This is a genomic window from Gordonia sp. SGD-V-85 (assembly GCF_001456905.1).
GTDB lineage: Bacteria > Actinomycetota > Actinomycetes > Mycobacteriales > Mycobacteriaceae > Gordonia > Gordonia hongkongensis.
This window is the reverse complement of sequence record NZ_LNQO01000001.1, coordinates 409821-423979: the sequence shown is the minus strand read 5'-3', so window position 1 is coordinate 423979 and position 14159 is coordinate 409821. Positions and strand designations below refer to the sequence as shown.

Below are 14159 nucleotides of genomic sequence, written 5' to 3'. Positions count from 1 at the left end.
CCCTCCGGGGACTCGGCCCCGCTCACCGAGGCGGATTCGCGCTGTGCCGCAACGGAATACGTCAGCGCTTACCCTCACCCCAGCGCGTGGTCCAGGTCGCCCAACAGGTCGTCGACCCCTTCGAGGCCGACCGACAGCCGCACCACCGAGTCACTCAGACCGATCGCCGCGCGTCCCTCGGGACCCATCGCACGATGAGTGGTGGTCGCCGGATGCGTGATCAGCGACTTCGAATCTCCGAGATTGTTGGAGATGTCGACGATCCGCAGGCCGTTGAGGACCTCGAAGGCGCGCTTCTTGCCGTCGATGCCGTCGTGGTCGTTGAGCTCGAAGGTCACCACCGTGCCGCCGCCGGACATCTGCGACTTCGCCAAGTCGTACTGCGGGTGTGACTGCAGGAAGGGGTATTTGACCCAGCGCACGCGCGGATCGCTCTCGAGGAACTCGGCGATCCGCAGCGCCGACGACACCGAGGCGTCGACGCGCAGACGCATCGTCTCCAGCCCCTTCACGAGGGTCCAGGCGTTGAACGGACTGAGTGCCGGACCGGTGTGTCGCATGAGTTGCTGCACCGGACCGTCGACGTACTCCTTGGTCCCGAGTACCGCGCCACCCATGACGCGCCCCTGGCCGTCGATGTGTTTGGTGCCCGAGTAGACGATGACGTCGGCGCCGAGTTCGAGACCCCGCTGCAGCAGCGGGGTGGCGAAGACGTTGTCCAGCACCACCTGTGCGCCCGCGGCGTGCGCCATCTCGGACACCTTCACGACGTCGACGAGGCTCTGCATCGGGTTCGACGGTGTCTCGAAGAACACCGCGTCGGTGGGCTTGGACAGGGCCCGCTCCCACTGCTCGAGGTCTTCACCGTCGACGAACTCGGTCTCGATCCCCCAGCGCGGGAGGATCTCGTTGCAGACCACGAAGCAGGAACCGAACAGGCTGCGGGCGGCGACGAGACGGTCGCCGGCCTTCAACAGTGCACCGAGCGCGACGAACACCGCGGCCATGCCGCTCGCGGTGGCGAAACACGCCTCCGCGCCCTCGAGCCGGCGCAACCGCTCCTGGAACATCTCGACGGTCGGATTTCCGTAGCGCGAGTAGACGAATCGTTCGTCCTCGCCGGTGAAGGCTCGCTCGGCGGCCTCCGCGGAGTCGTAGACGTAACCGCTCGTGAGATAGAGCGCCTCGGCCGTCTCGTGGAAACCCGAACGCGCCAGCCCGCCGCGAACCGCGATCGTGTCAGCCGAGAGCCCTTCAGGCAGTTCACGACTGACGGGCAGATCAGAACTCACGATTGCCTCCACGGCAGGTTCTCGGCACGCCAGCCCGACGTCCCGCGGTGGTCGTTCTCGTCGAGGGCGCCTTCGAACCCGTCGATCACGTTGTATGCCTTCGCGATACCGTCGGCGGTCGCGGCCTCCGCAGCGCCGATCGACCGGTGCCCCGAACGGCAGATGAAGATGACCTCCTGGTCGTCGGAGACACCGGAATCACGCAGCTGTGCCACGAAGTCGTCGTTGCGACGCCCCTCGGGGAAGGTGGTCCACTCGGCGAAGATCGCGCGCTTGCCCAGGACCTCGAGGTCGGGCACGCCGACGAACGACCACTCCGCCTGCGTGCGACAGTCGACCAGCACCGCATCCGGGTTGTTCTCGAGCTTCTCCCACGCCTCGCGCGGGGTCAGGTCACCGGCATAGCTCATGAGGAACACACCTTCCACTCGCCGTTCTCGCGCACCACGATCGTGTCGACGACATTCACGTCGTCGGGGGTCTTGTCATAGTGCCAATGAACCTTCGCGGTCGCGCGGTCACCGTCGACCACCAGCTCGGTGATCTCCGGGATCTCGATGTGACCGTTGGCGACCAGCGACTCCCGGTTGTCGGCGAGGAATTGTTCCTCGGAGACGAAGTCGGCCGCCTCGACGTCGGCCGCGCAGGTGTTGGCGCGGTACTCGACGTAGTTCGGGCCGTTGCGGGCGGTGTAGACGTCGTTGATCGCGTACTGGACCTGGGCCGAGTCACCGGCCCGATCCTCGGCAGGACGGATCACGTTCGACAGCACGACGCCGAGCACGACGAGGCCCACGACGCCCGCCGCGACGAAGAACGGCCACGCGTTCTTCCACGACGGGGGCCTCTGGTCACCCTCACCTGCAGCTTCGGCCATGGCGGGGAGTCTATCGAGCGTCCCGGAGGCAGCTGAGACCGGCGTCGACGCGCGTGACCTGCCGGACGACGGACCGGCGCCTGGTCGACGATCGGAGGGCCGTGAGTAAGGTGGCCCTAAGTACCGCGGAGAACAACGACGCCGAACGCAACGACCAGCGAGGACCCCGGATGCGCTCTACCACCCACCGCACACTCACCCTTCTCGTCGGGCTGCTGACAGCAGCTCTCCTGGCGACCTCGTGTTCGCCGCCGGACGAGACGGTCGACTCCGGCACGGCGCAGGTACCCGCACCCGAGGCCGGCGCGATCCCGGTGACCGTGCAGCAGGCCTACGCCCCGGCGACGGTCGCGCAGGCGCCGAAGCGCATCGCGGCGATGGGTGTGGGCGACGGCGACACCCTGCTCGCCCTGGGGGTCACGCCCACGACCATCGCGCCCTTCGCCGACCCAGATCAGGCCTCGGCGCCGTGGAACGCCGAGCTGCTCGCGGACTCGACGCCGGTGGTCCTCCCCAACGTCTCGGGCGCCTTCGGCGACGAGATCCCCAAGGCCCTCGCCACCGAACCCGACCTCATCACCGCGGTCGGCGCGGATCCCACCCGCGATCAGTTCGACCTGTTGAGCAAGACCGCACCGACGATCCTGCGGCCCGCCCAGTTCCAGCCGTGGCAGGTGCCGTGGGAGGCGCAGACCCGCCAGATCGGCACCGCCGTGGGGCTTCCCGAGCTCGCCGACCGCAAGGTGGCCGAGACCGAACAGTTCCTCGCGGGCGTTCGCGAGCAGAACCCGCAACTGGCGGGCAAGACCGCTGTCGTCGTGACCGCCAGCCCCACCGGCGGCGTGTCGATCTACGGCCCCGGCGATGGCCGCGGGCAGACGGTCGCCGGTTACGGACTCACCTTCCCGCCTGCGCTGCAACCGTCGGTGACCAGCGGTTTCTACGGTGAACTGCCGGCCGAGAGCCTCAATCTGCTCGATTCCGCCGACGTCGTCGTCGCCGTCGACTGGGAGGGCTCCAACGATCGGCTGAAGGCGAACGCGGCATTCAACCGCCTGGCCGTGGCGCAGTCGGGCCGCGTCGTCTACCTCCCCCAGGAGGTGGGCAGCGCGATGTCGGTGCCGACGGTCCTGACGATCCCGTGGGTCGCCGACCAGGCCGTCGAACCGATCGCGGCCGCCGCCGGCAAGGCCTGAGCCGCCGCGACCTCGACCGTCCATCCCTCGTCCAGGTGAGGGTTACCTCACAGACGGATTTTGGTCGTGGACAGCAAGCGCCTACCGTAGAAGGGATAGGCCTTATCCATACGCGCGGACCCGGGGGTCGCCGAGATTACTGGTCCGCGCGTGCTGAGCAACGGAAGACACCTACTCCATGAGCGACAACAGCCGCCCGCTGCGGGTTGCGATCGTCGGTGCCGGTCCCGCCGGTATCTACGCCGCCGACGCGTTGATGAAGTCCGACACCGCCAAGGACCGCGGCGTCAGCATCGATCTGTATGAGCGCATGCCCGCTCCGTTCGGGCTGATCCGCTACGGCGTCGCACCCGACCACCCGCGGATCAAGGGCATCATCACCGCCCTGCACAAGGTCCTCGACAAACCACAGGTGCGCCTGCTCGGCAACGTCGACTACGGCACCGACATCACCATTGACGAGTTGCGCGCCCACTACGACGCGGTGATCTTCTCCACCGGCGCCACCGACGACCGCGCGCTCGACATCCCCGGTGTCGACCTCGACGGCAGCTACGGCGCCGCCCAGTTCGTCGCCTGGTACGACGGACACCCGGACTTCCCCCGCACGTGGCCCCTCGAGGCGGAGAAGGTCGCCGTGATCGGCGTCGGCAACGTCGCCCTCGACGTCGCGCGCGTGCTCGCCAAGACCGGTGACGAACTGCTCCCCACCGAGATCCCGGCGAACGTCTACGAAGGCCTCAAGGCCAACAAGGCGATCGAGGTCCACGTCTTCGGCCGTCGCGGACCCGCGCAGGCCAAGTTCACCCCGCTCGAGCTCAAGGAGCTCGACCACTCGCCGAACATCGAGGTCATCGTCAATCCCGAGGACATCGACTACGACGAGGGTTCGGCCGTCGCGCGCCGCGGGTCGAAGATCACCGACCAGGTCGCCACGATCATCGAGAACTACGCGATCCGCGAACCCAAGCAGGGCGCGATCCACAAGCTGTTCCTGCACTTCTTCGAGAGCCCCACCGAGATCCTCGGTGAGGACGGCAAGGTCGTCGGACTGCGCACCGAGCGCACCCAGCTCGACGGCACCGGCAACGTCAAGCCCACCGGCAAGACCACCGACTGGGAGGTCGGCGCGGTCTACCGCGCGGTCGGTTACCTCTCGGACAACCTGCCGCAGATCCCGTTCGACTCGCAGGCCGGGGTCATCCCGAACGAGGCCGGACGCGTCTTCGACGAGGGCCAGCAGCTGACCGGCATCTACACGACCGGCTGGGTCAAGCGCGGACCCGTGGGCCTCATCGGCCACACCAAGGGCGACGCCAACGAGACCGTCGACTGCATCCTCAAGGACATGGAAGCGGGAGCGCTGCTCGAGCCCGCCCACCCCGGTGAGGACGCCATCGTCGAACTCCTCGAGTCCAAGAACATCCCGTTCACCACCTGGGACGGCTGGTACCGGCTCGACGAGCACGAGCGTGCACTCGGCGCCGCCGAAGGCCGCGAACGCGTCAAGGTCGTCGAACGCGAGGACATGCTCGCCGCTTCCGAGCCGAACAAGGTGTCACGCCCCTCCGCGTGACCCCGCTTCCCGCCGGCTGAGCCCACCCCCGCCGGCTGAGCTTGTCGAAGTCACAAGAGCGGCGGCCGAGTTTTCTCGGTCGCCGCTCTTTCGCATGCGCCGGGCGATGTGCGGAGGCGTCCTCCCCGCACCCGCCCGACGCGAAATGTCTTGTCGTGGACGCTCGGTCGTGGCGGAGTACGGTCAGCGGCCCGGGATCGCGGGGACGCCCTCGACGTCGGTGCCGCCACCGGTCAGCGCAGCCGCAGACGCGGACGAGCCCGTTCCGAACCGGTCCAACGGGTTGTCGATGCGCCGGACGTTCCACCAGAAACCGGCGTTGTCGGTCAGGTTCTCGGCGTAATCAGAGATCGCGTATCCGGCGATGGACGACGGGAAGCAGCCGAACCAGACGGTCTTGATCGTGAGCGACTCGTTCTTCTTCAGCTGCGACTTGAACTTCGTCGCGCCGTTGATCTCCTGCAGTGTGACGTTCCGGAAGTCGCCGTCACGCGCGGTGACCCGCATGAACCGGGTCATGCTCCACGCCTGATTCCACGGCGTGCCCGGTGCTCCGAACTGGCAGTAGACCCCGCCCGTCATCTGGAGGTTGGGAACGGCGGCGTGCGCAGGCGCGGCACCCACCAGCGATCCACCCGCGATTCCTGCGGCGACCAGAACCCCCGTGAGAGCCCGTTTCAGCGATTTCATCGATCCTCCTCGTTCGTAGGCGACACTGCTGTGTTTCCCGACGTCGCCATCGTGGGAGCGGCTCATGCCGTCCCACCGGCAACCGGTCTTGCTGCTGTCGGCCCGAGATGCTCACCGACACCGGGATTATCGACCCAGCCTGAGCGAAGTGTTACCGCGCGCACAGCCTTCCCTCAGGATTCGTCAGCAATTCGTTATCCGAACGACACCCATTCCGCGCGATCGGTACACGGTGGGCAAGAGCCGAATCCAAGGTTGGTAAGGTTTACCTTTGTGCGTCGATCTCTCCGAGTTCTCGGAATCCCGCTGCTGCTCGCGACCCTTGCAGCGCTGGTCGTCGCGTCCGTGCTCTTCGGCACCCGACCGGTCCCTCTCGACGAGATCTGGCCCAGCTTCACCGCAGGTGCCCAGGAGATCTGGAACGCCCTGATCAACCTGCGGATGCCGCAGGTGCCGAAGGACACCGACGTCGACGGGATCGTGTGGGATCTGCGGGTCCCACGCACGCTGCTCGGCCTGACCGCCGGGCTCGCGATCGGCGCGGCCGGTGCCATCACCCAGGGCCACACCCGCAACCCGATCGCCGACCCCGGAATGCTCGGCGTCAACGCCGGAGCCGCATGTGCTGTCGTGGGCGGCATCTACCTGCTCGGGATCACCAGCCCGATCGCCTTCATGTTCTTCGGACTCATCGGCGCGATCATCGCGGCCACCGTCGTGTTCGGGTTGTCGTCGCTGAGCGGCTCGAGTCCGCTGACCCTGGTGCTCGCGGGTACCGGCCTGACCGCGATGCTGACCGCCATCACATCCGCGATCGTGCTCGTCGACACCAATTCGCTGGACCAGTGGCGCTTCTGGAGCGTCGGCTCCACCGCGGGCCGAGGCATCGACGTGTTCTGGGCCAGCCTGCCGTTCATCGGGGTGGGACTCGTCCTCGCCCTGGCGAGCGGGTTCTTCCTCAACGTGTTGAGCCTGGGCGACGACATGACCAAGGCACTCGGTTCCCGGGTCGTGCTGATCCGCGCCCTCGGCGTGCTGACGATCACGCTGCTCATCGGCGCCGCCACCGCGGCCTGCGGGCCGATCGTGTTCCTCGGTCTGGTCGTGCCGCACATCGCGCGCGCGTTCGTGGGCGCCGACTACCGGTGGATCATCCCGTACTCGGCTCTGCTGGGCGGCATCCTCCTCGTCGGATGCGACATCCTCGGCCGCATCGTCGCCCGACCCGGCGAAGTGCAGGTCGGTGTGATGCTGGCGCTGGTCGGCGCCCCGTTCCTCATCGTCATGGTCCGCCGACAGAGATTGGGGACCGTGTGAACCCGCCGACCTCCATCAAGACCGAGACCGCCGAGAAGAGCGGGATCAGGGCCAAGACCCGGATCGCACCTCATCCGGGCGGATACCGGATCGCGATCGAGCCGATGTCGATGGTGGTGCGGCCGCGCATGCTCGCCGTGGCGCTGGTGGCCACGGCCATCACGATCGTCCTGTTCCTCACCAGCGTCGGCGTCAGTGACTTCCCCCTGACTCCGATCGACGTCGCGCGCATCCTGCTCGGGGGCGGGACCCGGGTCGAGAACGTCGTCGTCTTCGACGTCGCGCTCCCCCGCGCGCTGGTCGCGCTGCTCGTGGGATTCGGCCTGGGCCTCGCCGGTTCGCTGACCCAGCTGATCGCCCAGAACCCGCTGGCCACACCGGACATGCTCGGTATCACAGCCGGCGCGAGCGTGGCCGCGGTGACCGCGATCGCGTTCTCGACCACCAGCTGGGGCGCCTGGCTCGGCGATCTCGGCGTCCCGGCGGCGGCGATGATCGGCGGGTTGGCGACCGCCGTCGCGATGTACGTCCTGGCGTGGCCGGGGCGCAAGGCCAACAGCGGCATCAACCCGTTCCGGCTCGTGCTGATCGGCGTCGGCATGACGTGGTTGCTGCAGGCGCTGACCCAGTTCCTGCTCTCCCGCGCCGACATCCGCGATGTCGGCCGCGCACAGGTGTGGATCGTCGGATCGGTGGCGAATGTCGGCTGGTCCAATGTGTGGCCGGTCGTCGCGGGTGTCTGCGCGAGCATCGTCGTGGTGATCGTGCTGGCCCGGCAGATCGGGATGCTCAGCCTCGGACCCGATCTCGCCCGCGGTCTCGGGGTCCGCACCGGCGCGGTGTCGACGACCCTGCTCCTGACCGCGGTCCTGGTCGCCGCACTGAGCGTGTCCGCGGCCGGCCCGATCGCCTTCGTCGCATTACTCGCCCCGCAGATCGCCCTGCGGCTGGCCGGTACCGCTGTGCCGACGCCACTGGTGTCGGGCGTGATCGGTTCGTCGCTGGTCCTGGGCGGCGACCTGCTGTGCCGCACGGTGCTGCCGGGTGGTCTGCCGGTCGGTATCGTGACCGCCGCGATCGGCGGGCCGTTCCTGATCTACCTGATGGTCGTCATGTCCCGAAAGGCGAGCGTATGACCGCGTCCTCCCTCGAAACCTCGGCTACCACCGCGCGATTGCGCGGCGTCGGCCTCACCGTCGGCTACGACGAACGGATCGTCATCGACGGCCTGGACATCGACATCCCCGACGGGCAGGTCACCACGATCATCGGGTCGAACGGATGCGGCAAGTCGACGCTGCTGCGGTGTCTCGCGCGTCTGCTGCCTCCCCGGGCGGGCACGGTCTACCTCGACGGTGACGACATCTCGTCGGTTCGTCCCAAAGAGGTCGCCCGCACCCTCGCGATCCTGCCCCAGAATCCCATCGCGCCCGAAGGACTCACCGTCGCCGACCTGGTCGGGCGCGGACGTCATCCGCACCAGCGCTGGTTCGCGCAGGCCAGTGCGGCCGACGAGGCCGCGGTCGCGCAGGCGATGGAGATGACCGACACCCTCGACCTCGCCGACCGCACCCTCGACGCCCTGTCGGGCGGGCAGCGGCAACGGGTCTGGATCGCGCTGACCCTGGCCCAGGACACCGATCTCATCCTGCTCGACGAGCCGACGACCTACCTCGACCTCGCGCACTCCATCGACGTCCTCGACCTGGTCCGCAAGCTCCGCGACGAGCACGGCAAGACCGTCGTCATGGTGCTGCACGATCTCAATCTGGCTGCGCGGTACAGCGATTCGCTGTTCGTCATGCGCAACGGCGCGATCGTCACCACCGGCTCACCCAGCGAGGTCATCGACGCCGAGACCCTCGACGCGGCCTTCGGCCTCCGGGCGCACGTCATGACCGATCCGGTCACCGGCGGCCCGCTCATCGTGCCGCTGGACTCGCGGACCCACGCCAAGTCCTGAGTCGAGCCCCCGCCCCCTGATCCGAGAGAACGACCTGCTTCCTGCTCCCTGAGCATCGTGACGCTCGCGAGCTCACCCCTCAGGGAGCGGGGTCCGGACCCGGTTCGTCCTCCCGCCGAACCGAATTCGCGAGCATCCGCTCGCGGAGCGAGTCGTAGACCGGCGGCGACCCGGACAGATGTGCGACGAGGACCGCGGCGGCCGTCGCGGCCAGCATGGGGAGGGCGACCGTGGTCGTCGCGGTCATCTCCATCACCACGACCATCCCGGTGAGCGGCGCCCGGACGACCGCGCCGAACAGCGCCGCCATCCCCGCCAGGATCATCGCGCCCCGAAATCCCGATCCACCGGGGTCCGGTTGCTGGACAACGATGTCGGCGACCTCGGCGAAGGTCGCACCCCACAGCGCGCCCAGTGCGAGCAGCGGCGCGAACAGACCACCCGGCGTGCCCGCGGCGTAGGACAGCGGGCCGGCGACGAAACGGACGAGGAAGAGCGCGACGAGCGCCGGGAGCACGACACCGCCGTCGACGACCGCCTGGGTGAGCCCGTCGCCGCCGCCCGCGGTGCGTGCATCGATGGCCAGCAACGCCCCGATCGCCGCACCGATGAGGGCTGCGCGACCGATCGGGGGCACCCGCGAGAACCGGCCGACCCAGCCCAGCGTGCCGAGAACCGTTCGGCTGTAGGCGATCCCGATGAGTCCGGACACGAGCCCGAACACGACGAAGACGGGCAGCGTCGTCACCGACGGCACGTCGAGGGACGGTACGTCGAATTCCGGGCGGTCGCCGAGGATGACACGTCCGACGGCGACCGCGGCAACCACGGCGAAGACCGTCGGCAGCACGAGGCGCAGCCGGAACGAACGTCCCACTTCCTCGAGCGCGAACAGGGCGCCGCCGATCGGGGCGGTGAACGCCACCGCCAGCCCCGCGCCGCTCAGCGACGTCTGCATCACCCGGACGTCGACGTCGTCGAGCCCTCCGCGCCGGCCGGTCTCCGAACCGACGACGGCTCCCATGTGCACGGTCGGCCCTTCGCGACCGAGCACGAGCCCCGAACCGATCGCGGCGAGCGCACCGACGAATTTGGCCGGGATGAGCCGCAGCGGGGCCGGGACCGCCTCGCCGCGCTCAACCGCCTCCACGTGTTGGATTCCGCTGCCCGCCGCGGTCGGCACCAGGCGGACGGCGAGCGCGCCGACCGCAGCGCCGGCCGCGGTCACCGCGATGGGGACGAGCCACCCGGGCACACCGAATCCCGCCGACCAGTCGAGCATCTCGACGCGCCAGCGATCCAGGTGTCCGAGGCACCAGCGGAACGCGCCGCCCAGCAGCCCGGTCGCGAGCCCGGCGACGACGGCCAGCACACACAGTCGCACCAGTCCCCGGTCGGCTCGATGTGGCGAGGTCACACGTGGACGCTACCCCGACGGGCCCGCCCCCGAGAGCCGACTGCCGACCGTCCGCCGCCGGACCCTCGTCGAGGCCTCACACCGGCTGAATCAGCCGCCCCTGCACCACAAGCGAGGCATTCTGCTTGAGCCGGCGCATCCGGATGCTGACCGAATACCCGGTGAGACCGTCGATGGCGGCGACCCGGGTACGCAGGTAGTCGTAGAAATGCGCGGTGTCCCGGCAGATCACCGACACCATGAGGTTTCGCTCGCCGCTGATCGCGGCCGCGAACGCCACCTCGTCGTGAGCCGCCAGCTCGGTTCCCACCTGATCGAGAGCCGACGGCGTCACCGTCAGCCACAGGGTGGCGCTCAGGTCGAAGCCGAGGCGATCGGGCAGGATCTCGACGTCGTAGAACAGCGCCCCGGCGCGTTCGAGTGCGCGGAGCCGGCGACGGACCCGTCCGACCGTCCATCCGCAGATACGCGCCAGCTCGCGGTGCGGTCGCCGACCGTCCTGGACCAGCGCCTCGATGAGGGTCGCGTCGTCGGCCGTGAGGCGCCCACCGCCGGCCGGGGCATCCGACGCCGAGTCGTCCTGCTCCGCGTCCTCCGGCGTGTCGTCGCCCGCACCGGCCGCGGCGGAGGCGAGTAGATCTCGGTCCCGGCCGTCGAGGTGGCCGCCGAATCCGGTCCATCTCGACGCCGGGTGCCCGGGGTCGAAGGCGTGCAGGATGAGATCGATGCTGACGTCGGTCACCGAGGCGCGGGCCGGGAACGTCTTCGCGATCGCATCCTCGCCCGATGCGCCGAGCGGCGCCCGGATCAGGCAGATGATCTCCGCACCACCGGACGCGACGTAGGCAAAGGCGACATCGCGGCGGCGGGCGAGCGAGGACGCAAGCGGTTCCATCCGGTCCGGACGGCATCGCACTCGCGCCACCCACTCCGACTGCCCGCGCACGGAGGGCTTGATGATCCCAACGACCTTCATCACCCCGGCTCGCCGTAGCGCCTGGTAGCGGCGCGCCGCCGTCTGTTCCGAGACCCCCGCAACCTCGCCCAGCTGTCGGAACGTCGCCCGGGGTGACACCTGGAGTGCGCGGAGGATCGTGCCGTCGATGTCATCCATGGTGGAGGAATATTACCGCCGGTGAGGTTGTGGTGCGATATTCGAACCGCCTCAGCGAATCCGTCCGTGGTTTCGCGGACGTGGTGCAGACAATGGATTCCTGCGCCGACCGGCGACCTCCCTTCCCCGACAGCGAAAGCGAGCGCGTGACCGCGACCACCTCTCCCGTCATCACCGACGTGTCCGCACCTCCGGAACGCCGGACGGCCACCATCGTGATGGCCTGCCTCGGCGTCTTCGTCGCCTACCTGCCCATCACCAGCGTCGCCGTGACCCTACCGGCGATCGGCACCGCGTTCGGCGCGACGACTGCTCAATTGTCCTGGGTCCAAGACGCTTTCGTGCTGCCGATGGCCGCTTTCATCCTCACTGCGGGGGTCTTCGGTGACGTGCACGGGCGACGCAAGGTGTATCTGGTCGGTCTGTGCCTCACCGCACTGGGCGCACTGGTGGCGTTGGCCGCGCAGTCGATCAGCATGGTGTGGATCGGCCAGGCGCTCGCCGGCACCGGCGCGGCCGCACTGTTGCCGACCACCCTGGCGCTGATCAGCCACGCGGTCCCCGACGTCCGCGAACGCGGCAAGTTCATCGGCATCTGGGCGTCGGCGCTGATGCTCTCGCTGACGGTCGGGCCGTTGGTGGCGGGCCCGGTCGCCGAGTCCGCGGGCTGGCGCTGGATCTACCTGCTGCCGATCCCGGTGGCGCTGATCGCGTTCGCGGTGGCGGTGGCGACGCTGCCGGAATCCCGCGCGCCCCGGGCCCGCCGCCTCGACTGGCCCGGTCAGATCTCGGCCGCGGTCTCGGTCACTGCGCTCGTGTTCGGCGTCATCGAGGCCGGCGTCTACGGTTTCGGCGACACCCGGGTCGTTCTCGCACTGCTGATCGCCGTCGTCGCCGCAGTCGTCTTCGTCATCACCGAAAAGCGTTCGGCGAGTCCGATGCTCGACCTCGACCTCTTCCGCAGTCGCGCCTTCACCGCCACCACGCTGGTGGCGATGATCGCCTTCCTGGCGCTGATCGGGTTCATCTTCGTGCTGAGCATGTACTTCGGCCTGGTGCAGCAACTGGGCACCATCGAGGCGGGTTGGCGGTTGGCCCTCATGAACGGCGCCTCGATGCTGGTCGGTGCCCTCGCCGGCAGGATGATGCATCGAGTCCACGCACGGTTCCTGATCGGCGGCGGCCTGCTCATGGTCGCCGTTGCGCAGTTCGCACTGTTGACCATCGATGCCGAGACCTCGTTCGCGGCCATCTCGTGGCGTCTGGTCGTGCTCGGACTCGGAATGGGGCTGGTGATGGCACCGATGACCGCGACCGCGGTGTCGGCGGTGCCCTATCACCTGTCGGGTATGGCCGCGGCCGGCAACAACGCCTTCCGTCAGGTCGGCGGCGCGCTCGGTCCGGCCGTGCTCGGCGCCCTGCTGACCGCCGGGGCGGTGAACTCGTTGCCGCAGAAGCTCATCGACGCCGGCGTCGACGAGCCCGTGCGCGACCGCGTGGTCGGCGCGGTCGACACCGACGGCCTTGCCGCCGCGAGCGGCCTGAACCTCGGCGCCGACACCCCCGCCGTGATGGGCGCCGTCGGCGACGCCTTCCTCGACGGCATGCAGCTGTGCCTGACCTTCTCCGGCGTCCTCACCGCGGGTGCCGCGATCCTCGCCCTCGTGATGCTGCGTCCCGGTCGGGCCGTCGAGGAGCAGCCGGTCGAGTGACCGTCGGCCGCCGGCCTACGGCTGGACGGGCGGAGTCCCGCCGAGCCCTTCGGTCACCGCATCTGCTGCGGCCCTGACCTTCTCGCCGAGCCCGATGACCTCGCGCCCGCTCAGCGACGTCCGCGCGTCGACGATCGCGAGGATGACGGCAGGCACTCCGCCGGGCGCGAAGGCGACGGCATTGACGGAGATGGGCCGATACTCTGTGTCCGCATCGATCTCACCGACCACGACGTCGGTGGGCAAGCGACGCTGCGCCTCCCGTAACGCGGTGACCGCACGCTGACCTGCGACACCCATCCCGCGCAACCCCGCGACGGTTGCCGACAGCGACTGCTCTCGCTGGTCGGCGCACTCCACCGCGTACCCGCGGGCGCGGATCACCTCCAGCATCGGCCGGTACAGTTCGCGCAGTTCGGCATGGTCGATCCCGACGTGGTCCGCCCCGAGGAGCAGCCACTCGTCGAGCCGGTCGGGCGGGTACCACGCGGCCAGCCCCGCACCCAGCGGCGGCGCGATCTCCAGGGTGTCGCCCAGTCGCAGACCGAGCGTGCCGCGGCGACCGGTCACGGGCTGCACGATCTCACCGATGGCGAGATCCGCTCCGGAAGGCACGAAAGCGATTGCGGCCATGCTGCTTTCGTCAGCCAGGTCGCGCATGAGCGGGCGGGCGACCTCGACCGGGGCCATCGCCCGCGACGCCGCCTCACCGATCGGGACCACCGCGGGTCCCAGCCGATAGCCCTTGGTGACCGGGTCCCGGAGGAGCCAGCCCGCTTCGGTCAGCGCGATGACCATCGGATAGCACGTGGGCTTCGAGACCCCGAGATGCCGCGCGATGTCGGCCAGACTCCGGGCCGTCGTCGGCTGGTCGGTCAGCAGCTGCATCAGCATGACGATGCGTTCGGTCTGCGGTGAGGAGCGCGCCATCCGCCCATCGTGCCACCGCCGCAGGTGTTTGCATAATGCGACTCTGGCGTCGCACTGTGATCGCAGTTACCCTCA

Annotated in this window: 13 protein-coding genes; 6 read left to right on the top strand and 7 right to left on the bottom strand. The window is 69.0% G+C overall.

Annotation, left to right across the window (positions count from 1 at the left end):
- Positions 1 to 74: 74 nt before the first annotated feature.
- Genes AS181_RS01860 through AS181_RS01850 form a run of 3 tightly spaced genes read right to left on the bottom strand, consistent with a single transcriptional unit; the run spans position 75 to position 2169 of the window.
- On the bottom strand, positions 75 to 1292 hold the full coding sequence (locus AS181_RS01860) for an O-succinylhomoserine sulfhydrylase (RefSeq protein ID WP_058249966.1): 1218 nt from the start codon (positions 1290 to 1292) through the stop codon (positions 75 to 77).
- Entirely contained in the window at positions 1289 to 1702 is a 414-nt protein-coding gene (locus AS181_RS01855) for a rhodanese-like domain-containing protein (protein WP_058249965.1), read from the bottom strand. The genes AS181_RS01860 and AS181_RS01855 overlap by 4 nt, the downstream gene beginning before the upstream one ends.
- A complete protein-coding gene (locus AS181_RS01850) occupies positions 1699 to 2169 on the bottom strand; it encodes an Rv0361 family membrane protein (RefSeq protein ID WP_058249881.1) in 471 nt (156 codons plus the stop codon). The genes AS181_RS01855 and AS181_RS01850 overlap by 4 nt, the downstream gene beginning before the upstream one ends.
- A gap of 170 nt (positions 2170 to 2339) precedes the next feature.
- Between AS181_RS01850 and AS181_RS01845 the strand changes: the two genes are divergently transcribed.
- Both AS181_RS01845 and AS181_RS01840 read left to right on the top strand, forming a co-directional pair.
- Positions 2340 to 3365, top strand: coding sequence for an ABC transporter substrate-binding protein (locus AS181_RS01845; RefSeq protein ID WP_035716936.1), 1026 nt, complete (start codon positions 2340 to 2342; stop codon positions 3363 to 3365).
- A gap of 178 nt (positions 3366 to 3543) precedes the next feature.
- Positions 3544 to 4941 (top strand): FAD-dependent oxidoreductase, encoded by a 1398-nt coding sequence (locus AS181_RS01840; protein WP_010840728.1) that lies wholly within the window; start codon positions 3544 to 3546, stop codon positions 4939 to 4941.
- Positions 4942 to 5124: 183 nt separating this feature from the next.
- Here AS181_RS01840 and AS181_RS01835 read toward each other — a convergent pair whose 3' ends face one another.
- A complete protein-coding gene (locus AS181_RS01835; RefSeq protein WP_014928029.1) occupies positions 5125 to 5631 on the bottom strand; it encodes a hypothetical protein in 507 nt (168 codons plus the stop codon).
- A gap of 273 nt (positions 5632 to 5904) precedes the next feature.
- On the opposite strand from AS181_RS01835, the gene AS181_RS01830 reads away from it, so the two are divergent.
- Genes AS181_RS01830 through AS181_RS01820 form a run of 3 tightly spaced genes read left to right on the top strand, consistent with a single transcriptional unit; the run spans position 5905 to position 8911 of the window.
- Positions 5905 to 6948, top strand: a complete 1044-nt coding sequence (locus AS181_RS01830; RefSeq protein ID WP_044507228.1) for a FecCD family ABC transporter permease — start codon at positions 5905 to 5907, stop codon at positions 6946 to 6948.
- Positions 6945 to 8084, top strand: a complete 1140-nt coding sequence (locus AS181_RS01825; protein ID WP_058249880.1) for a FecCD family ABC transporter permease — start codon at positions 6945 to 6947, stop codon at positions 8082 to 8084. The genes AS181_RS01830 and AS181_RS01825 overlap by 4 nt, the downstream gene beginning before the upstream one ends.
- Positions 8081 to 8911, top strand: coding sequence for an ABC transporter ATP-binding protein (locus AS181_RS01820; protein ID WP_058249879.1), 831 nt, complete (start codon positions 8081 to 8083; stop codon positions 8909 to 8911). Before AS181_RS01825 ends, AS181_RS01820 begins: the two co-directional genes overlap by 4 nt.
- A gap of 79 nt (positions 8912 to 8990) precedes the next feature.
- Here AS181_RS01820 and AS181_RS01815 read toward each other — a convergent pair whose 3' ends face one another.
- Both AS181_RS01815 and AS181_RS01810 read right to left on the bottom strand, forming a co-directional pair.
- Entirely contained in the window at positions 8991 to 10328 is a 1338-nt protein-coding gene (locus AS181_RS01815) for a ClC family H(+)/Cl(-) exchange transporter (RefSeq protein WP_058249878.1), read from the bottom strand.
- A 76-nt stretch (positions 10329 to 10404) separates the two neighbouring features.
- A complete protein-coding gene (locus tag AS181_RS01810; protein WP_010840734.1) occupies positions 10405 to 11442 on the bottom strand; it encodes an Lrp/AsnC family transcriptional regulator in 1038 nt (345 codons plus the stop codon).
- Between the two features lie 146 nt (positions 11443 to 11588).
- Here AS181_RS01810 and AS181_RS01805 point away from each other — a divergent pair, with 146 nt between their 5' ends.
- Entirely contained in the window at positions 11589 to 13154 is a 1566-nt protein-coding gene (locus tag AS181_RS01805; protein ID WP_058249964.1) for an MFS transporter, read from the top strand.
- Between the two features lie 15 nt (positions 13155 to 13169).
- Here the strand turns inward: AS181_RS01805 and AS181_RS01800 are convergent, their stop codons facing one another.
- The gene (locus tag AS181_RS01800) at positions 13170 to 14084 is read right to left on the bottom strand and encodes an IclR family transcriptional regulator (RefSeq protein WP_058249877.1); all 915 of its coding nucleotides are present in this window, start codon (positions 14082 to 14084) and stop codon (positions 13170 to 13172) included.
- Between the last annotated feature and the right edge of the window lie 75 nt (positions 14085 to 14159).